Genomic DNA, 16,840 nt, shown 5'->3' with positions numbered 1-16,840 from the left:
AGCGCGAAGCCGATTGCCTTGGTGCATCGGCCTCGCGTCCGGTCCGCCCGTCACTGGCGGCCGGAACGGCCGGAGCCGCCGCTCCCCGCGGCTCCGGCCCGCCACATTCTACCCGGCCGCGGGTTGTTCCCTGATCCGCACCCAGGACGGCACCGTCATCCCTGACGAGCCCAAGACGGGCAGGGCGGCCCTGACAGGGACATGGCGCGGGCACGTCTTGCGCGCCTCGCCTCGCCGGCCGACCGCCGGGGCTGACAGCAGCCCTTCCACGGCAATCCCAGCGGCCGACAGGCCAGACCAAGCCCGGCAGCGCCCATCGCGTCTGCGGGCGAACCCGACGCTTGCCTGACGGTGCCGTGCGCGGCGGCCGCTGGCCGCGCAATGGAGACGGACATGGCAGGCTACAGCGACAGCGAATTGCAGGCGATTGCCGCCTGGCTGAAGGACGGGCTTTCGGCATCGACGATCGCGGCCGCGTTCAGCGCACAGCGTGGCGCGCGCGTATCGCGCAACGCCATTATCGGCATCGTCCACCGCAACGGCATGCTGGGCGCGATCGGCTTTGCCAATGGCAAGGGCCTGCCGGCGGCCGGTGCGGCGACGGCCAAGGCAGCGCGCCGCGCCGCCAAGGCGGAAACCACAATCGAACGTGCCGGGGCCGCGCTGCAGCCGGCCAAACCCGCCGCGCGGCCAAAGCGGGCTCCTTCTGCCGTCCGGCCACGGCTTTTCCAGCGCGAGGCGGGCGTGCTGATCGCCGATGGGGAAACCTACCGTTTCAAGGTACCCGCACCGGCACGTGGTCCCATCGGCCGACAGCCGCATGGCGTGGCCATGCGCTTCATCGACTGCCTGTTCAGCCGCTGCCGAGCGCCGCTCGACCTGGCGCTGGAGGAAGACCCTCAAAATGGTGCGCCCGGCGGGCGGCCGGACCAGGACATGCTGTGCTGCGGCATGCGCACCAGGGCGATGAAAAGCTACTGCACCTATCATCAGGCGCGCTTCCAGCGCCGTGTTTGCGAAGCCGGGTGAAGCTTGGTCCCTTCTTCCAGTTTACCGGGAGAAAGTCGCTCCTGCGTGCCGTCGCCAGTCCCGATCGCCGAAATATTGGGAGAATTGCTTTGAACAGCTATCGCGCCGCACCGCTATTTCGGTATCTGGCGGCCCTGTTTGGGCAGGCGGCTCTGCACCGTTCGTTTCTCCAGCATCGTCGCCGGGCCACCGCCGGCAACCAGGATGCCGGCAACCCGGGCAAAGCCGGTGAACACTTTTATCGCATCGGACTGCGAGATCTGCGCCGCGATGGCCGCGCTGCAGGCGTTGAGCGCGCTACGATAGACGTGGCCCCGCCGCTCGATCGGCCAACGCTGGAGGAAATCGGCGGCATCGCTGACGTTTTCGATCTCCTCGACATGTCCGTCCAGGGACACTTTGAGCGGTACTCCGGTTTTCATCGTACCCACGGCGTTCACCTTCGGTCCAGGCGCGGCATTCAAGCCGACGCTCATAAACGCGCAAGGCCGGCAAGCGGTTGCATCGCCACCCTCTCAGGGGCTCGCCGCGGCGTCGAGCCACTCATGCGCGCGGCTTCTTGGCTTGGCCACCAATATGCCTTGTTGCCTTGCCGCCTCTCGAAAGGCCTCGAACGCGGGGCGCGGGCAGCAAGTACCCTCGACCGCGAGCCGGATGAGCCGGGCTGCCTCGAGATAGGCCGGCGCGGTCTTGTCGGGCCATTGGTGACGAAGCGCCGTTGCCGCATCGGCCACCGAGCCGACCAGCATGGTCTTGTTGTCGCAAAAACGCAGGGTCACCGGCATGAAAGCCGTCATAGGCAAACCTCCCCTAGGCATGGACGCGTCATAACGTCCGGACCGGCGGCTGGTTCCATCAGCGCGGCTGGAAGCACGGCGTGGAGCGCGGCATGAGCGAACGGCCCTTCATGCAGCTCTACGTCTCTGATTTCGTCGGCGACACGCTGCAGCTCTCCACCGAGCAGATCGGCGCCTACATGCTGCTGCTGATGGCAATGTGGAATGCCGGCGGCGGCTTGCCCGACGATGACGCCAGGCTGGCGCGCGTGGCGCGGCTGCCGTTGAAACGATGGCGGGCGATCAGCGCCGAGCTGCTGGCCTTCTTCGAGCGCGAGAGCGGCGAGATCGGCCACAAAAGGCTGACGAAGGAGCTGCGCAAGGCGCGGCTCAAGAGCGAGGCGAGGGCGGCCGCCGGCGCGCGCGGCGGAGCCGCCACCGCCTTGAAAACAAAGGCGCATGCCGGGGCAAATGCCGATGTTTTGATGCGGCATTCTCCAGAATCCAGAAACCAGATGGAAAAAGCTCCCGCTTTTTCAGCGCGCGGGGCGCGCGAAAGACCGGGGATTTCGATCGGGGGCCGTGAGGCGACGTCGGGATCGCGCGGCCCGGGCCGGCCCAAGAAACCTCCGGGCTGGATCAGGCCGAAAACCCACGGCGATGCCGCCAACGCCATCATCGAGGAGATCCGCGGATATGACCACGGCCGAACTGCAGCAGGCGACGAAGGCGCTGGCGGCAATGTTCTCCTGCTTCCCGCAATCCGCCCTGACTGATGTCGAGATGCAGCTGCGCGGCTATCTCGGGGCCGTCAGCGATGCCGAGCTGGGCGACCTCAAGGACGCCATTCAGCGCTTCGTGCGCGGCGAGGTGAAGAGCGGCAACGCGCAGTTCTGCCCTTCGAGCGCGCAGCTCTGCATCGAAGTGCGCGAGCGGCGCTTGATGCGGGAGCTGCTGGCGCGGCGCGGCGTCGAGGCGGCTGCAAAGCTGGCGAAGCGATGAGGAGTTTCGATCGACAGGTCGGCGCGAAGGATCGCGACCTTCCAAGGAAACACACCCGACCCCCAACAGGAGCCACATCCATGCCCAAGAAAACCAAAGCCGCCAGGCCGCAGGCGCCGAAACTGCCCAAGGGCGAGGCCGAGCAGGTGCGCATCCGCCGCGAGGTCGGCCATGATTTCGCGCTGAAGGACGATGCCTTCGGCCGCAAGCGGTTGACATCGGGCACGGCCGAGGCGCGGCGCGTCTACGAGGTGTCGAATAACGGCCACACTTCCACCGGCGGCATCGTACGGGTGCGCAATGTCGACCCGCTCCTGGGCATCACCTCGCTGTCGCGCCAGCAGCGCGAGGCCGGCCTGCGCTACCGCGAGCATTTCCAGTCCAGCCAGCGGGCTGATATCAAGCCGATGCGCTGGACGGAGCGCGTCGACGGCGGTCGCATCGGCGGCGGCATCGCCGACAGCGTGCTCAACGCCGGCCGCGCGCATGCCGCCGCGACACGGGCGCTCGGGCATTGGGACGTGGCGGCGATTGTGCAGAAGGTCGTGTGCCTGGAACAGCCGGTGAAGACCGTGGCCGAGCAGGATGGCGACGGACGCGACGTGGTGACGAAGCTGCTGAAGGTGGGGCTCGACCTGCTGGCCGTGCATTATGGGATGATGATGGGGCCGTGAGGTGGTCCCACACCGCCGAATGCTTCTGCAACGGCTATGATTGATCCGGCCGACGGCATGCCGGCCAGATCAATTTGAACGGTCAATAGCGGCAGACACGCACTCTTTCGATGATCCGGTGGTGATGACGCCAGTGCTTCACCACCTCGGTGTGGCAGCGACGACTGTGCATGCCGTAATAGCGCGGCCGATAGCCGTTATCGTACATGCTGTAACGGTAGTGGTGACGGCCGTAATAGGGGCCATAGTCGGAGTAGTCGCGGTAATAGTCCCCATAGTAGTCGCGATGTCTGGGCACGTAATAATCGTCATCATAGCCGTTCCCGATGCCGAGCGTGATGCTGGCGGCATTTGCGGGGGCCATCACCGCCACCGCCGAAGCAACCGCGATCACGGAAGCGAGCAAGAGTTTTTTCATGACAACCTCCTCTTTCAAGGTGTGTCTAATAAACGCTTAGGTCGCAGCCCTGTTCCCATAAATCGGTGAATCGATGGGTTCGACTTGTGGGCCGTGGCGGCGGAAAGCACCTGCGGGCGGTGTCTGGCCGCACGTGTCAGCAGTCACAAAAAGGCAACCCCGCGAGCGGGGCTGTCTCCATGGCCGCGCCGCGTTGTCAGCTGCCGCCAATCAATTTCACGCTGCTGCAGAATTCCGGATGCGTGTTGGTGGGGTTGGCGTTCTTGACCTCGTCAGCGCAGGCGGTTCTCATCGCCGTCTGGTCTTCGGGCGTCAGCGCCTTCCAGGCTCTCGTGAAGGCGTCGTTGCTGACCATCGTCTTCATGCCGGAGTCCGTGTAGAACGGCTTCATCTTGGCAGGATCATCGAGAGCGGACGTTCCCTTGCTGGATCCCGCGAGAGCCGAACCGGTGACCATTGAAAGCGCCATCGCGCCAAGACAGATCATCTTGATGTTCATGGTGAGGTCCTTCCCTGTTGCTTTGTGACCGTCGAAGCAACGATCAAGCTTTTTAACGAAACAGTTTGCCCGGAAGTTCCGGATTGTCAGGTCAAAATTGCTCAAACAAGCCAAAACATATTCCAGAAAATCCTAAAACGTTGAGAAATTCGAACGCAGGGCAGGGGGTCCAGGACTTTGTTATGTTCGCCAACCTTCTCCCAGTTTCGCGATTTGCGGACGGTTCCGGAGGCGGTCTCGGCTCGGCAAAAAAAACCCCGCCGGCGAGCCAGCGAGGCATTGATTGGAGGGTCTTGTCATCGCCCGGAAGGCGATCACGCAGCAACGGGGCCGGCTCGCGGAAAGTTTCAGCGCTCCCTCTCTGTTTTCGCGGCGATGGTTATGTCGGTCTCTGGCGGCTCCTGCCCGGCGGCGCCGCGCGGCTGCGCCATCGACCGGGCCGCATCCGCTCCGGCCGCCAGGATGCGATCCGACAGGTCCCCACCCTCCACCGCGCGGGCCAGTTGAAGCGCGCCGATGAGCGTCGCGAAGATACCGAATGCCACCGCCTCCGGATCGCTTGTATGCGGCGGGAGAGCGGCCGACACCTGGCGCACCAAAGTCATCAAGCGTTCGGTGTAGAGTTGTCGCGTTTCCGGCTGCTCCCGCGCGATTTCCGGCAACAGGGCGGCGGAAGCGCAGCCCGTGCCCGGATTATCGCGGTGTTGCGCCGACAGATAGGCGTCTATGGCCGTTGCCAGGCCGCCGGAGGCCAGCGCCTGCGCGATCTGACCCGACTGACCCTCCAGCGCCGCCGCTACGCATTCCCGGACAAGTGCCGCCTTGGAGGGAAAGTGCGGATAGAAGGCGCCGTTGGTCAGCCCGGCGTCGCTCATGATGCTTGCCAGTCCCGAGGCGGCGATGCCATCGCCCCGGAACCGCTGTGTGGCGACCTCCATGATCCGGCTGCGCGATGCGTCCTTCCGGCTCTTTTCGTAACGCATGTCCTGTCCTTCCCAAGTCCTATTGCATTATGATCATAATCTGATATTACGAACATAATTCAACCTATGGAAGAAAGCTAGCCCTGACAGGCTCTGGAGCATCAAAATGAAAGCGCATTCCGGAAAGACCGCAATCGTGAAAGAGCGAATATGATGAAAGCCTTTGTCGCCGACAAATATGAGAAGAAAGGCGCGCTGCGGCTCGCCGACATGCCTGAACCGGAATTGCGAGACAATGATGTCCTGGTCGAGGTCCACGCCGCCGGCGTGAACCTTCTGGATTCAAAGCTCCGGGACGGGGAGTTCAAACTCATTGTGCCTTATCGGCCGCCCTTCGTCCTTGGCCACGACGTGGCCGGCATTGTCGTGCGGGCCGGATCGAAGGTCCGCAAGTTCAAAGCCGGCGACGAAGTCTATGCACGGCCGCGCGACGGCCGGATTGGGACATTCGCCGAATTCATCGCCATGGATGAGGCCGACGTAGCCCTGAAGCCAAAAAACCTCAGCATGGAGGAGGCGGCTTCCATTCCCCTGGTTGGTCTGACCGCCTGGCAGGTGCTGGTCGAAAGGGCAGGGCTGAGGAAAGGCCAGAAGGTCTTTATCCAGGCCGGCTCCGGCGGGGTGGGCACGTTTGCCATCCAACTGGCGAAGCATCTCGGCGCGACGGTTGCGACAACGGCGAGCGCGGCGAGCATGGACCTGGTGAAAAGTCTCGGCGCCGATGTCGCCGTCGACTATCGTGAGGACGATTTCGAGAAGGTCCTGCAGGGCTACGACGTCGTCGTGAACAGCCAGGATGCCAAGACGCTTGAAAAATCGCTGCGCGTGCTGAAGCCGGGCGGCAAGCTGATATCCATTTCCGGTCCGCCGGATCCCGAGTTCGCCAGGAAGCAAGGCCTCAACGTCGTGCTGAAGCTGGTGCTGCGGCTGCTTAGTCTTGGCATACGCCGCAGGGCCAAACGCGCCGGTGTGGACTATTCCTTCCTGTTCATGTGGGCGCAGGGCGACCAGCTGAGCCGGATCACGTCGCTCATCGAAACCGGCGTCATACGTCCCGTCATGGACCGGACTTTTCCGTTCGAACAGACCAACGAAGCCTTGGCCTATGTCGAAACGGGGCGTGCCAAGGGCAAGGTGGTCGTGAAGGTCAGATAGGGACGGCCGGGAGCCGCAGGACCCAATGTCGCGGCGACGGCCGGTTCGCTAGCCGGCGCTAGCCCGCCGGCCCTGTCTCGATCTCCTGGAGATAAAAAACCTTGCTCGGCTGCAAATGGTCGACGCAGAGCTGCGCCAGCACCCAATTGTCGCTGCGTTTCAGCGCCTCGATCATCATCAGGTGGTGTTGGCGCGAGATGTCGAGCTTGTCCCGGTCGGCCAGCGAATTGGCCCGCACAGGCAGGCTGAGGCGCATATAGTGCTCGATCGAGGACACCAGATAGGCATTGCCGCAGGCCGAGAACATGGTGAGGTGGAAACGGTCATTGGCCTCGTGAATGCCTCTGAGATAGCCGGCGTCGACATGGGCGCTGTAGACGTGGTGGATCTCGGTCAATTCGCCGATCAGCGCGTCGCTCGCCGGCAGGCGGATCATCAGCGCGGCCTGGCGCTGCAGCATCTCGCGCACCTCGTAGATCTGGCGGACCTCCTCGGGCGCGAGCCGGCGCACCATGGCGCCCTTGTTGCGCTCGCGCGTGGCGACGCCGAGCCTTTCCAACTGGTAGAGGGCCTGGCGGATGGTGTGGCGCGAGACCGGGAAACGGGCCAGAAGCACGTCCTCGACGAGGCGCGTGCCGGGCGCCAGCCGGCCGAAGATGATGTCTTCCTCCAGCGCGTGGACGATATCGGCTTCCTTGCCGCCATAGTCGACCGTGTTGAGCATCGCGATCCTCTTGTTGGTCCGGCCAATGAGGATTGACCCCGGCCAATTTCTCATTGGCCGCAAGCCACTCTAGAGCATTTCCGGCGAAAACAGGATGCTCCATCCCTTTGTTCGCTGCTTGCGACAGGGAAAGGCCCGCCACCGACGCGACTCGTGACGGGCCTTCTAGAGTACGCCGGGCTTCCCACCGCCCGGCCATTTGCAAAACCTGCCGGCGGCGCGATCGTTCCATCACAACAGGAAGCTTACCCCGGGGGGAACGGGCCTTGCGGAGGTGCAGCTATCCGCGGTAACCGCCGACAGTCTCTCACGCTTCCAAAAGCGTCGGCCTATTTGTGAATGAGCCATTCTATCAAGCCGGTCTCGACCCGCTCGTAGCCGGTAAACTCGGACACCAGGTTTTTGGCCAGATCGCGCCATTGACACTCGGGCACGTTCGCTTCCCTGACCAAATCTCGAAATACAGCGCGGAGAATGTCGGCATCGAACGCGGAGACGGCAACGGGAGCCGCGTCTTCCCAGGCTTGGCCGGTGTCATCGCGATGGCGTCGGCGAAGCCGTTCCAAAAGCTCGCGTGATTGCGCGATCGCGCGCCGGGAATGGTCCAAATCGCGGCGAAAGGCGGCTTTTCCAGCAATCGAACGATGCCGTAACAGGAAGCTGGCTTCGATAGCTGCCTGCGCCATGTCTATATGGCTTTCAACCATCGCTACCTCCCTCAGGACTAATTTACTCCTCCGAAGAGGTATCTCAAAGGGGATTCAACGTACGATTTGGTACGAGGGGGAAGCTTGGCGGAGTATTGAACGGACCGGCCCGAACAGCTCAGGCGTGCGCAACGGCGACGCCCGCTTTGGTCGGGTGTAATGTCCCGACGACCATGTCAGCCCCTGGGCGACATGCATCAGTTCCTGTCCGACGGCTTCGAGCGCATCCTCGACACTGTCTCGCGCTCGGCGCGTTTGGAGCGCAGCGGCGGCAGGCCGCGATCGATCAGGTCCATGTCTTCCAGCACCATGTCGCCCATGCGCTTGAAGGCGATGTCGAGGGCGCCGGCGCGGTGGGCGGAGCGCAGGAAGCCGGGCAGCGTGCGCACGGGATGGTCGCCCGCCAGCGGCTCTTCGGGGAAGACGTCGCTGGCGGCGAGGATATGGCCGCTCTTCACCGCCGCCATCAAGGCGGGGAAGTCGACCACGCCGGCACGGCTGAGCAGGATGAAGGCAGCGCCCTTGCGCATGCTGGCGAAAGCATCGGCGCCCAGAAAGCCCTGGTTCTCCGAGGTCACCGAGGCGACGACGAAAACGAAGTCGCTTTGCGACAGCACCTCGTCCAGCGAGGCCGGCTCGACGCCATTTTCCCTCAGTATCGACGGCGGCAGCCAGGGGTCGAACACCTTCGTGCGGGTGCGGAAGCCCGACAGCAGGCGGTTGAGCGCGCGGCCGAGATCGCCGAAGCCGATGATGCCGACATCGGCGCCCGAAAGCAGCCGCGCTGTCTGGTTGCCGTCGCCGCCCCATAGTTCCTGCCCCTGGCGGAAAGCGAGGTCGGCGTCGACGATGCCGCGGGCAAGGTTGAGCGCCATGGCCAGGCCGAGTTCGGCCACCGGCTCGGCGAAGACCAGGCCCGTCGTGACGACATGGATGCCGCGCGAAAACAGCGTTTCATAGGGCATGTTGTCGAGGAGATTGCTCTCGACATTGAAGACGCAGCGCAGCGCCGTCATTGCTTCAAGCGTCTCCGGCGAGATCGGCGGTTGGCCGACGATGTAGCGGGCCTCGGCCAGCACCTCGGCCGGCAGTCGCGCCACGCCGTCCGGCGTCGTCTCGACGATGCGGTAACGCGCCTTGAGCCGCGCCAGCTGCGGCGGCGTGAAGATCAGCTCGAGCGTGCGCGGCTCGGGCGCGCTGATGACCAGCGGCAAGGCGGTGTCTGACATGGCAAGCTCCTCCCGAAGCGGCTCCTGGCGCTTCCTCGGTCCTAAATCTATCCCGGACTAGCGGATTTGAAACCACAATAGACCGATTTACTCGGCGCAGGAGCGTTCGCTCAAAATCAGAGAGCCGTCCCGGCACGATTGACATTGGCGGCAAAGCCGGTCTTCTCTGCGGTATCCAACAAAGGGGGAATAGCTGATGAAGAAATACGAGAAGCCAAGCTGGCAGAAGCGCGAACGGCTTTCGGCCGTCACCGCCGCCGTTGTAGTTTCGGTAACGCTGACCTGAAGGCATTCGCTAGCCGTGACAAAGGCGCGACCGGTCGCGCCGTTTGCTTTGGGAAAAGCACGCCATCACCCCCGCGGCTTTGGCGGTGCGGGCTTCTGTTCCTCGCCGCTTGGCTCGGCGGACAGCCGCTGCTTGCGAAGGCGGGCGGTCTTTGCGTCGCGGGCCTTTCGTTCGGCGTCGAGGATGATCCGCGACTCGCGATCCGCTCTCTCAAGCTTTTTCTTGTCGACCAATCGGGCCACTTCGTTCTCCGGCGGCATGTCGCATTCCATAAAACCAATCGTGTGCGGCAAGGTTCCGCCGGATGCCGGCTGCGAGCGACCGCGTCAGGATTTTGCCTGGCCTGATCGCTCGGCGCGATGACCGGTCTGCCAGCTGGTGAGTTGGCGCTCGGCCTCGGATATGGTCACGCTCATCAAGCCGTCAAATTCGGCCATGGCTTCCATATGCCCATGATCAATGATGGATTTGCGAAGGATGCGCATCGCCAGAATGGCATCCTGCAACGCTCGGTCGATGTTCTTGACCATGACAGGATCTCCTGCGGGCATAACCTGTCTGCGCGCCGCTGGTTCCGGCTGAGCGGCACTGGATTTGCTTTTTTCAGCGCTATGTCATTGTCCTGGGGAAAGGCCCCGGCACTCCCTTTCCGCTGCAGGGGAGGGAGAGGGAGAGGTAGATGTGGTGCCCTTTGGGACGGCACCAGGGAAGCGCCTTCTGACGATAGAGGGCGGGAGGGCCCTCACGCCATGCCCGGCTCCCGCCGCAGTCCCAAATGGCGAACCTTGCGGCCGATGATCACCAGCCGGCGTGCCGTGTTGTTGCGCAGGCGCCGCGCGCGCCATTCCAGTCCGGTTTCGGTGGTGATCCGCTTGGCATATACGCTCACACGCATGCCTGCCTCATCGGAAGCTACCTTGACCGGATCGTCATAGAAGGTGCCGATCTTGTCCGCCGCCATGCCTGGTGTTTCCAGCCAGCGTGGAATGTGGACGGAATGGAGCCGATCGACGTCGATCATGACCCGTCCTATGCCGACGCCCGGCGTCGGGCATGTCGTACAGAACGCGTCGCCAATGAAGACGACCCCGTCGCGACGGTGGCCTTGCGTCGTGGTCAGATTGACCTGCCGGACCTCGACGGGACTTGCGACAGCGAAGTTGCCGCATTGCGCCGATATTTCGGGCATCAACTCGCAAAGCATCTTTTGCGGATCGGCCCGGAAATCCCTCGTCCATTGGTCGGCCACGGTGCGATACACGAACATGTTGGCCCGCATCTTGTCGCCGAGAGGGAAGATGCTGATGTAGGCTACGCGGTCGCTTGCCCGCCTGCCGTAGCAGGTGACGGCCCGAAAGCCGCAGTCGAGCTGGGAGACAGCGAGGTCGAAACCCATCGACAGCGAATGGGCTTTCGATTGCTCGATGCGTTCGACGCCGATGGCGCGCCGCACCGCTTCGCCGTAGCCGGTGGCGACCACCAGCAGGCGGGCGATGATGACGCTGCCGTCGCTCAGCACCAGGCGCTGCCGGTCCGGTCCGGTCGAGACCTCGACGACCTTGCCGACCGTTAGCGGCACTTGCGCGGGAAGGGCGTCACGAAGCCCGTTGATCAACGCGCCGTAGGAAAATGCGTATTCCGGCCTGCGCTCACGCGCGAACAGCTGGCCAAGGCGGAAGACGTGAATGTCGTCAAACGGTGTGACGAGACGTTTGATCGTTTCGTCGAGGCCGAGCTTCTCGAACAGCCGTATCTGGTCGGTACCGATTTTCTCGGCCCGGAACTCGTCGTGATGGATCCGGTGCGGATCGATCAGCGCCACCTTGCGGCCGGCTTTTCCCAAGGCGGTGGCCAGCGTGGTGCCGGCCATTCCGGCGCCAACGATCGCCACGTCGACTTCGGCCGGGACAGCCTCGACGGTGGTCATCTCGCTGCCCTTCATGCCAGTCACCTTTTGTCTCCACAAAGTGTGGTGGAAAATATCTTCCGGGTCGTATCAACCTCAAGCAACCAGCGCGGGTGGCTGGTAGTAACAAATGTTTAGGTTAACTACGGTCGCCTCTTCTGTTTCCAGCGCGGCGCGATCGCCGAGCCGTCGATGAACTCCAGGCCGCCCGCCTCGTTGAGCGTGTGCAGCTTGCGCCCGCTCCATAGCGCGCCAGGGGTTAAGATCGTCTCGACACGCTGGTCCATGCCGTTCAAATCAAGGTGAGTGACGCGTGCGATGCCAAGGGCGCCGCCGTAGCTCCTGCGGCAGTCCTGCACCGGGCGCAGCAACTGGCCGCCGCGCTCCACCATGCGTCCGGCCGGCCGCGCCGAGGCGATATCGATCAGCACCGGATTCTTGGGATGCGGCGTCCAGGGGCCGCGAAAGTCCGGCGCCGACCACAGATGCAGCGCGTCGGAGAAAGCGCCGCCTCCGTCCCGGGCGGTGCCTTCACCGTCCCGGACGGTGGCAAACATCCACCACGAGCCACCATGCTCGACCAAGGTGGCGTCGCTGGCGACGATATCGGACAGCAGCGTCGCTTCCTTGACCCATCCGCCGGGGAAGGCGGTGGCGCGGTAGAGATCCACCGTGCGGTTGGCGCAGCTTTCCGGCACCATCCAGACCTCGCCGTCGCGCTCGAAGACGAAGGGGTAGGACAGATGGTAGGACAGATCGAGCACCGGCTCCGGACGGCCGATCGGCCCCGACGGGCCGAACGGCACGGCGGAGATGATGGCTCGGCCCAGACGGTGGATATAGTCCTCGACGAACAGGGTTACCTGTCCCTGGTAAAGGATCGGGAACGGATCGGCGTAGAAGCGGCTGCCGTCGTCGGGCAGCTCTTGCCAACCCGATGCCGGATGCGCGCGCAGGTCGAACAGATCCCGCCCTCCGGTCTCGCGCCAGCCGACCTTCCAGTGCGGAGCATTGTAGCAGAGATGGTAGATCTTCTGGACGACGCGCCGCGCCAGCGCCTTGCCCGCCCTGACGCCGAGCTTGCCGGCCGAGGGCAGCGACGGCGCACCCCTACCGTCCATCGGCTCGGGCAGGACGGGCAGGGCGCCGCGTGCGGCACCCGTCACCGCCGCCAGGATCAGGCTTGCCGTGCGCGCCAGCATGTCCTGGAAGGCGGCAAGCGCGATGCCGCCATATTCGGTGCCCAGCCGTCCTTCGGCGACGACGGCACCATTCTCCTCGACGCGGGCCAGCGGGGTCCGGCCATCGAGTATCGACGCCAGCAGGGCGGCTTCGCCGCCGGCGCCGTCATAGGTCACACGCCAGACGCGTGTTCCCTCCACTTGCACGTCGCCGCAGAGGTCGAGCACGAGGTCCGGCGAGACGGGCGTCCGCGTTTGGAAGGGTGCGAGCGCCGACAGCGGCAGGCGCTTGGCCAACCCATCCGCGGGCAAGCCGTGGATGACCGTTTCAAGCTGGAACAGCGCGGCTATGCTGCCTGGAATGCCGCTCCCGGCCGGGCGTGCGTCGACGCTGACCTCGACATCGGCGAGCGCGGCCAGGCGCTGCAGCAGCAGCAGGTGAAAAGCACGGAGGCAGTCGCTGTCCAGGCGCAGGCTGACCTGCATGTCGCACCCCTAGAATTCTGATGTTCGGTAACGGCCGGTGTTCGATTTTTGGGCACGATGGGGTGGGCGACGGTCGGACTGGAGGGAGATGTTGCTCCATTTCCATTCGTTTCCCGCTCGCTTGCGCCCTGTCAACACGGCCCGTGCCTTTGCTACGCAAACTCCGTGCCAAAAATCAGAAGAGCTCCCAACATAATTAATAGTGTTTTAACAGTTGGAGTAATAGCTAGGCTGAAGCCGCAAGTTAGTCTTTTGAGGCATATGGAGTGTTGTCGGAGCGACCTTTGCAATCATCCCTGCTCTCGTTGCCGCAACAACAAGCTCCGCAGGCGATGCAATATGCGCCGGAGCCACCTCCGGCCGCGTCGTATCCGTCCTCGTCCGTCGAGCTGGGTGACCTGAAGCGCATATTGGTGCGCCGCCGTTTCCTGATCCTCGCCACAGCCGCACTGCTGACCCTTGCAGCGCTGCTCTATGGACTGTTCACGCCGGCGCTCTACAGCTCGGTGGCGGAGATCATCGTCGATCCGCAAGACCTGCAGGTGGTCACCAACGACGTCAATCCGAGCCGGGTTCCGCCCGATGGCGGCATCACCATGGTGGAAAGCCAGGTTGCCGTCGTCCAGTCGAGCGGCGTGCTGCTCAGGGCTATCGCGGCGACCAACCTGACCGAGGATCCGGAATTCAACGGGCAAGGTGGGTTGTTGAGCCGTTTGCTCGGCGGCGTGCTAGGCTCGGAGTCGACCGAGACGGATAAGACGGGCGAAACCGACAAGACGGGGACGACGCTCGATGCACTGCGCCGGCGGCTGGCGGTCAAGCGGGCCGACAAGGTGCTGGTCCTCGACGTGATCGTCACCGCCAAGAGCGCCGACAAGGCGGCGAAGCTCGCCAATGCCATCGCGCAGGCTTACCTGGCCGACCAGGCCGCGGCGCGCGCGAAGATGGCCACGGACGCTTCGGACTCGATCACCGCGCGGCTGGAAGAGCAGCGCAAGCGCGTCCAGCGGGCCGAGAATGCGGTCGAGGCCTACAAGTCCGCCAACAACATGGTGATGGCCGCGGGCAATCTGGTCAGCGACCAGGAACTGACCGAGATCAACACGCAGCTAGCGGCCGCGCAAAGCCGCACCGCGACGCTGAAGGCGCAGGTCGACCAGTTGCGCCGGTCCGGCGGCGCACCGGACGCGACCTCGGAAGCGATGCGATCGGCGGTGATTTCGAGCTTGCGGGCACAGGAGGCGACGCTTGTCGACCAGGTCTCGCAGCTCGGCACGGAACTCGGGCCGCGCCATCCCTCGATGATGGCGGCCCAGCAGCAATTGCGCGACACGCGCGCGCTCATCGCGCGCGAACTCGGCCGCATCGGCGTCGCCGCCGAAACCGACTATGAGCGGGCACTGGCCAACCAGCAGGCGCTGGAGGCCAAGGTCGCGGGCATGAAGAGCAAGTCGCTCGACACCGACCAGGCCTCGGTCAAGCTGCGCGAACTGCAGCGCGATCTCGAGGCGGTGCGCTCGGTCTACGCCACCTACCTGCAGCGGGCGCAGGAAACGCGCGAGCAGGTCAATGTCGACAGCACCAATGCGCGCATCATCTCCGACGCCATGCCGGCCCTGAAGAAGAGCTGGCCGCCGCTGTTGCTGCTGGTATTCGGCGCGTTCTTCGGCGGGCTGGGGCTCGGCACCGGCATGGCGCTGATCGCGGAATATTCATCGCCGACGGTGCTTTCCAGCGCGCAGATGCAATCGGCGATCGACGCGCCCGTGGTGGGCGTGCTGCCGGCAAAATCAGCGCGCCGCCGCTGGTGGCCTTTCGGCGGCGGCGCCGCGCAGGCCGGACAGAAGATGGACGCCGTCGCCGGCCTGGCGTTGAGGCGCCTGTTCTCCTCCAGCCGGCGTCCGCCGGACTGGCCGCTGGTGCCGTCCATCCTGCTGACGTCGGCACCGGACGACGCAGCGCAACGGGGCCGGGTGGCGCGCCTGCTGGCCAACGCCGCGGCTGCCAGGGGCAGCCGTGTCCTGTTCATCGACACCAATGCCGGCAAGGGCCACAAGGAACCGCAGCCCGGCCTGCTCGACGTGCTGCGCGGCGAATATGCCTTCGAGGCGCTGAGCCACTACGTGCCCGGCAGCAACGTCGCGGTTCTCGGCAAGGGGCGGCCAAAGGCTGCCTTCTCCGAGGCGCAGGGCGTCTATTACACGCAGCACATGCTGGCCCAGGCGAGCCGCAATTTCGAACTCGTCATCGTCGACGGCGGCGCGCTGGCCGACAATCTCAACGCCTCGCCGCTGGTCGCCATGGTCGACGAGATCGTGCTTGTCGCCACGCTGAACGCGACGCCGATGCGCGATGTCACGGCGGCCTCGCAAGCCATTTCCGTCATGGGGCGGTTGCCGACCGGCGCCTTGCTGGTCGACGAGGCGGCCTGACATGTCTGCCATGCGGGGTGCCGCCCGGTCCGCCACCCCGGCAGCCGGCTGGGCCAGCCAGGGTCATGCAGCGACCGCACGCCGCACCGGCAATTCACTCGACTGGGTGACCGGCTATGGCCTGGTTGCGGTGGTGGCGTTGCTGTTCAGCATCTCGGGCGGCATGCTGTGGCTGGTGGGCTACAATTACGACGGGCTGACCGGCAATCCGGCGACCAAGATCCATCCCTCCACCTATCTGCTCGTGCTGATGTTTGCCTGGCGCGCCTGCACGTTCGGCAACCCGGTCGGCTACACGCTGGCCATCGCCGACAGGCGGCCGGCGAGCGCGCTGCTGGCCGTCATGTCGATCATGCTGCTGGCCATCGTCATCATCAGGCAGCGCCCCGGCATGGCCGGCATGATCGACACGTTCGTGGCGCCGGCGCTGCTGGTGATGATGCTGGCCGAGGCCGATGAAAAGATATTCGCCCGCATGCAAACGGTGGTGCACGCGGTGATGACGGTGAACGCGCTGCTGGCGCTGTTCGAGTTCGCCACCAAGACGCTGGTCTTTCCCTACCGGCTCGACGGCGTCGTGTTCATGAACGACCTGCGCTCGACGGCGCTTCAGGGGCATCCGCTGTCCAACGCCACGATCACCTCGATATACGTGCTGGCGCTGCTTTCGGGTTCGCGATTGCTGTCCATGCCGCTGCGGCTCGGGCTGATCGGCCTGCAATGCGCGGCGCTGGTCGTGTTCGGCGGGCGCTCGGCGATGGTGACGACGATCGCGCTCGGCGGCATCTATCTGCTTTTCAGCGGCGTCGCTTATCTGCGGCGAGGACGCATCAGCCTGCCGGGTGCCGCCCTTGCGGTCATGCTCGCCTCGCTGCTGCCAGTCGTGCTCGCCATGCTGTTCTCCTACGGCTTCTTCGACGCGCTGCTGGAACGCTTCGTGTCGGACAGCGGCAGCGCCAATGCCCGTGTCGAAATGTTCGAGCTCTTCAAGCATTTCGAACTGCGCGACCTGATCGTTGGGCCCGATATCGATCTCATCGAAAGCCTGCGCCGCATCAACGGCCTCGAACAGGGCATCGAGAACCCGATCATCCGCCTGCTCCTCTATCAGGGCGCCTTCTTCACCCTGCTGTTGTTTCTGGGCTTCGCACTGTTCATGCACGAAGTGGCGCGCCGCTGCCATCCCGGCATCTGGTTGACGATGCTGGGCTGGCTGATCCTGCTCAACACCTCCGAAAGCCTGGCGTCCAAGACGACGCTGATGACCAAGTTCGTGGTGATCGCGCTGGCGCTGTACCGGCCGGTGAGGGTGGGGGTACGACGCCCGGCGCAAGTGCCGCGAGCGTAGCGCTC

At 64.5% G+C, this 16,840-nt stretch carries 19 protein-coding genes; 7 read left to right on the top strand and 12 right to left on the bottom strand.

Going from position 1 to position 16,840, the window contains the following annotated elements:
* The first annotated feature begins 393 nt into the window (after nucleotides 1-393).
* Nucleotides 394-1,029, top strand: coding sequence for a GcrA cell cycle regulator (locus tag O7A61_RS15060; protein ID WP_337130464.1), 636 nt, complete (start codon nucleotides 394-396; stop codon nucleotides 1,027-1,029).
* A 113-nt stretch (nucleotides 1,030-1,142) separates the two neighbouring features.
* On the opposite strand, the gene O7A61_RS15055 is transcribed toward O7A61_RS15060, so the two are convergent.
* Together O7A61_RS15055 and O7A61_RS15050 are read right to left on the bottom strand one after the other, a co-directional pair.
* Nucleotides 1,143-1,451, bottom strand: coding sequence for a DUF982 domain-containing protein (locus tag O7A61_RS15055; protein ID WP_442921073.1), 309 nt, complete (start codon nucleotides 1,449-1,451; stop codon nucleotides 1,143-1,145).
* Nucleotides 1,452-1,544: 93 nt separating this feature from the next.
* A complete protein-coding gene (locus tag O7A61_RS15050; protein WP_140508531.1) occupies nucleotides 1,545-1,826 on the bottom strand; it encodes a DUF982 domain-containing protein in 282 nt (93 codons plus the stop codon).
* A gap of 92 nt (nucleotides 1,827-1,918) precedes the next feature.
* Here O7A61_RS15050 and O7A61_RS15045 point away from each other — a divergent pair, with 92 nt between their 5' ends.
* The 3 genes from O7A61_RS15045 (at nucleotide 1,919) to O7A61_RS15035 (ending at nucleotide 3,481) form a co-directional block, all read left to right on the top strand.
* The gene (locus O7A61_RS15045) at nucleotides 1,919-2,581 is read left to right on the top strand and encodes a YdaU family protein (protein ID WP_337130462.1); all 663 of its coding nucleotides are present in this window, start codon (nucleotides 1,919-1,921) and stop codon (nucleotides 2,579-2,581) included.
* A complete protein-coding gene (locus O7A61_RS15040; protein ID WP_337130461.1) occupies nucleotides 2,502-2,807 on the top strand; it encodes a hypothetical protein in 306 nt (101 codons plus the stop codon). Before O7A61_RS15045 ends, O7A61_RS15040 begins: the two co-directional genes overlap by 80 nt.
* Before the next feature lie 80 nt (nucleotides 2,808-2,887).
* A complete protein-coding gene (locus O7A61_RS15035) occupies nucleotides 2,888-3,481 on the top strand; it encodes a DUF6456 domain-containing protein (RefSeq protein WP_337130460.1) in 594 nt (197 codons plus the stop codon).
* Nucleotides 3,482-3,563: 82 nt separating this feature from the next.
* Here O7A61_RS15035 and O7A61_RS15030 read toward each other — a convergent pair whose 3' ends face one another.
* The 3 genes from O7A61_RS15030 to O7A61_RS15020 form a co-directional block, all read right to left on the bottom strand.
* Nucleotides 3,564-3,899, bottom strand: a complete 336-nt coding sequence (locus O7A61_RS15030; protein ID WP_027144208.1) for a hypothetical protein — start codon at nucleotides 3,897-3,899, stop codon at nucleotides 3,564-3,566.
* A gap of 196 nt (nucleotides 3,900-4,095) precedes the next feature.
* The gene (locus O7A61_RS15025; protein ID WP_337108281.1) at nucleotides 4,096-4,398 is read right to left on the bottom strand and encodes a hypothetical protein; all 303 of its coding nucleotides are present in this window, start codon (nucleotides 4,396-4,398) and stop codon (nucleotides 4,096-4,098) included.
* Nucleotides 4,399-4,745: 347 nt separating this feature from the next.
* Entirely contained in the window at nucleotides 4,746-5,381 is a 636-nt protein-coding gene (locus O7A61_RS15020) for a TetR/AcrR family transcriptional regulator (RefSeq protein ID WP_337130459.1), read from the bottom strand.
* Between the two features lie 153 nt (nucleotides 5,382-5,534).
* Between O7A61_RS15020 and O7A61_RS15015 the strand changes: the two genes are divergently transcribed.
* A complete protein-coding gene (locus tag O7A61_RS15015) occupies nucleotides 5,535-6,536 on the top strand; it encodes an NADP-dependent oxidoreductase (RefSeq protein ID WP_337130458.1) in 1,002 nt (333 codons plus the stop codon).
* A gap of 58 nt (nucleotides 6,537-6,594) precedes the next feature.
* On the opposite strand, the gene O7A61_RS15010 is transcribed toward O7A61_RS15015, so the two are convergent.
* The 7 genes from O7A61_RS15010 to O7A61_RS14980 all read right to left on the bottom strand — a co-directional run bounded on the left by O7A61_RS15010 (nucleotide 6,595) and on the right by O7A61_RS14980 (nucleotide 13,055).
* Entirely contained in the window at nucleotides 6,595-7,260 is a 666-nt protein-coding gene (locus O7A61_RS15010; RefSeq protein WP_337130457.1) for a GntR family transcriptional regulator, read from the bottom strand.
* A gap of 329 nt (nucleotides 7,261-7,589) precedes the next feature.
* Nucleotides 7,590-7,967 carry a hypothetical protein gene (locus O7A61_RS15005; RefSeq protein ID WP_337130456.1) on the bottom strand — a complete coding sequence of 126 codons (378 nt, stop codon included), beginning with the start codon at nucleotides 7,965-7,967 and terminating at the stop codon, nucleotides 7,590-7,592.
* 197 nt (nucleotides 7,968-8,164) lie between these two features.
* A complete protein-coding gene (locus O7A61_RS15000; protein ID WP_337130455.1) occupies nucleotides 8,165-9,196 on the bottom strand; it encodes a hydroxyacid dehydrogenase in 1,032 nt (343 codons plus the stop codon).
* 351 nt (nucleotides 9,197-9,547) lie between these two features.
* Nucleotides 9,548-9,775, bottom strand: a complete 228-nt coding sequence (locus O7A61_RS14995; protein WP_245262156.1) for a hypothetical protein — start codon at nucleotides 9,773-9,775, stop codon at nucleotides 9,548-9,550.
* A gap of 33 nt (nucleotides 9,776-9,808) precedes the next feature.
* Entirely contained in the window at nucleotides 9,809-10,012 is a 204-nt protein-coding gene (locus O7A61_RS14990) for a hypothetical protein (protein ID WP_140508552.1), read from the bottom strand.
* A gap of 212 nt (nucleotides 10,013-10,224) precedes the next feature.
* Nucleotides 10,225-11,424, bottom strand: a complete 1,200-nt coding sequence (locus tag O7A61_RS14985; RefSeq protein ID WP_337130465.1) for an FAD-dependent oxidoreductase — start codon at nucleotides 11,422-11,424, stop codon at nucleotides 10,225-10,227.
* Between the two features lie 107 nt (nucleotides 11,425-11,531).
* A complete protein-coding gene (locus O7A61_RS14980) occupies nucleotides 11,532-13,055 on the bottom strand; it encodes a glucosamine inositolphosphorylceramide transferase family protein (protein ID WP_337130454.1) in 1,524 nt (507 codons plus the stop codon).
* A 284-nt stretch (nucleotides 13,056-13,339) separates the two neighbouring features.
* Here O7A61_RS14980 and O7A61_RS14975 point away from each other — a divergent pair, with 284 nt between their 5' ends.
* Nucleotides 13,340-15,487: a GumC family protein gene (locus O7A61_RS14975; RefSeq protein ID WP_337130453.1), complete on the top strand. Its 2,148-nt coding sequence runs from the start codon at nucleotides 13,340-13,342 to the stop codon at nucleotides 15,485-15,487.
* A gap of 1 nt (nucleotide 15,488) precedes the next feature.
* Complete coding sequence (locus O7A61_RS14970; RefSeq protein ID WP_337130452.1) at nucleotides 15,489-16,835, top strand: VpsF family polysaccharide biosynthesis protein; 1,347 nt, start codon at nucleotides 15,489-15,491, stop codon at nucleotides 16,833-16,835.
* Nucleotides 16,836-16,840 lie beyond the last annotated feature (5 nt).

This window comes from Mesorhizobium sp. Cs1321R2N1, from assembly GCF_037179725.1.
Taxonomy (GTDB): Bacteria; Pseudomonadota; Alphaproteobacteria; order Rhizobiales; family Rhizobiaceae; genus Mesorhizobium; species Mesorhizobium salmacidum.
This window is presented reverse-complemented; position numbering and strand designations above follow the sequence as displayed.

Coding starts and splice junctions, on each gene's coding strand:
- O7A61_RS15060 (WP_337130464.1), top strand. CDS start 394: ATGGCAGGCTACAGCGACAGCGAATTGCAGGCGATTGCCGCCTGGCTG.
- O7A61_RS15055 (WP_442921073.1), bottom strand. CDS start 1,451: ATGAAAACCGGAGTACCGCTCAAAGTGTCCCTGGACGGACATGTCGAG.
- O7A61_RS15050 (WP_140508531.1), bottom strand. CDS start 1,826: ATGACGGCTTTCATGCCGGTGACCCTGCGTTTTTGCGACAACAAGACC.
- O7A61_RS15045 (WP_337130462.1), top strand. CDS start 1,919: ATGAGCGAACGGCCCTTCATGCAGCTCTACGTCTCTGATTTCGTCGGC.
- O7A61_RS15040 (WP_337130461.1), top strand. CDS start 2,502: ATGACCACGGCCGAACTGCAGCAGGCGACGAAGGCGCTGGCGGCAATG.
- O7A61_RS15035 (WP_337130460.1), top strand. CDS start 2,888: ATGCCCAAGAAAACCAAAGCCGCCAGGCCGCAGGCGCCGAAACTGCCC.
- O7A61_RS15030 (WP_027144208.1), bottom strand. CDS start 3,899: ATGAAAAAACTCTTGCTCGCTTCCGTGATCGCGGTTGCTTCGGCGGTG.
- O7A61_RS15025 (WP_337108281.1), bottom strand. CDS start 4,398: ATGAACATCAAGATGATCTGTCTTGGCGCGATGGCGCTTTCAATGGTC.
- O7A61_RS15020 (WP_337130459.1), bottom strand. CDS start 5,381: ATGCGTTACGAAAAGAGCCGGAAGGACGCATCGCGCAGCCGGATCATG.
- O7A61_RS15015 (WP_337130458.1), top strand. CDS start 5,535: ATGAAAGCCTTTGTCGCCGACAAATATGAGAAGAAAGGCGCGCTGCGG.
- O7A61_RS15010 (WP_337130457.1), bottom strand. CDS start 7,260: ATGCTCAACACGGTCGACTATGGCGGCAAGGAAGCCGATATCGTCCAC.
- O7A61_RS15005 (WP_337130456.1), bottom strand. CDS start 7,967: ATGGTTGAAAGCCATATAGACATGGCGCAGGCAGCTATCGAAGCCAGC.
- O7A61_RS15000 (WP_337130455.1), bottom strand. CDS start 9,196: ATGTCAGACACCGCCTTGCCGCTGGTCATCAGCGCGCCCGAGCCGCGC.
- O7A61_RS14990 (WP_140508552.1), bottom strand. CDS start 10,012: ATGGTCAAGAACATCGACCGAGCGTTGCAGGATGCCATTCTGGCGATG.
- O7A61_RS14985 (WP_337130465.1), bottom strand. CDS start 11,424: ATGAAGGGCAGCGAGATGACCACCGTCGAGGCTGTCCCGGCCGAAGTC.
- O7A61_RS14980 (WP_337130454.1), bottom strand. CDS start 13,055: ATGCAGGTCAGCCTGCGCCTGGACAGCGACTGCCTCCGTGCTTTTCAC.
- O7A61_RS14970 (WP_337130452.1), top strand. CDS start 15,489: ATGTCTGCCATGCGGGGTGCCGCCCGGTCCGCCACCCCGGCAGCCGGC.